A 1,159-nucleotide genomic window follows, 5' to 3' on the forward strand; every position below is an offset into this window, starting at 1 on the left:
CGCGCGGGCTACCGGGCCCTGCCGGCCATGGACGCCTTCGCGCGGGCGCAGCGCCAAGGCGAGCACCGCCGCGCGCTGTGGCGCTGGCTGGTGGCCGGCTTTTGCATGATGCAGGTGATGATGTACGCGTGGCCCGCCTACGTGGCGCAGCCGGGCGACCTCACGGCCGAGATGGAGCAGCTGCTGCGCTGGGCCTCGTGGGTCATCACGCTGCCGGTGGTCATCTTCGCTTGCGGGCCGTTCTTTGCGAACGCGCTGCGCGACGTGCGCCTGCGCCGGGTGAGCATGGACCTGCCCGTGGCGCTGGGCATGGCCATCACCTTCGGGGTGAGCACGGCGGGCACCTTCGATCCCAGCGGAATCTTCGGGCGCGAGGTGTTCTACGACTCGTTGACCATGTTCGTGTTCTTTTTGCTCACCGGCCGCTGGCTGGAGCTGCGCCTGCGCGACCGCACGGCCGGCGCGCTGGAGGCGGTGATGAACCGCCTGCCCGACAGCGTGGAGCGCCTGCAGGCCGATGGCGCCTTCGTGCGCGTGGCCGTGCGGCGCCTGGCGGTGGGCGACACGGTGCGCGTGCTGCCGGGCGAGGCCTTCCCGGCCGATGGGCGCATCACGCGGGGCGACACGCTCGCGGACGAGGCCCTGCTCACGGGCGAGTCCACGCCCGTGGCGCGGCCCGAGGGCAGCGCCGTGACCGCCGGCAGCTACAACCTGCAGTCGGCCGTGCAAGTGAAGGTGGAGCGGGTGGGGGCCGACACGCGCTTCGCCCAGATCGTGGCGCTGATGGAAAGCGCCTCGCTGCAAAAGCCGCGCCTGGCGCAACTGGCGGACCGCATCGCGCGGCCGTTCCTCATCGCCGTGCTGGCAGCGGCTGCGCTGGCTGCGGCGTGGTGGTGGCCCACCGACCCGGGCCATGCGCTCATGGTGGCGGTGGCGGTGCTCATCGTCACCTGCCCGTGCGCGCTGTCGCTCGCCACGCCCGTGGCCATGCTGACCGCGGCGGGCACGCTGGCGCGCCAGGGCGTGCTGGTGCGCCACCTGCAGGCGCTGGAGGCCCTGGCGGGTGTGGACACCGTGGTGTTCGACAAGACCGGCACCCTCACGCGCGACGGCATGGCCGTGCGCGGCGTGCACCCGGGCGCCGGGTCTGGACCGGGCC

Annotated in this window: 1 protein-coding gene; it reads left to right on the top strand. The window is 73.3% G+C overall.

Going from position 1 to position 1,159, the window contains the following annotated elements:
* A partial coding sequence (locus AC27KI_RS25400) for a heavy metal translocating P-type ATPase (protein WP_487116568.1) occupies nt 1–1,159 on the top strand: 1,159 nt, incomplete at both ends.

This window comes from Acidovorax sp. KPB24-03 (genome assembly GCF_057546605.1).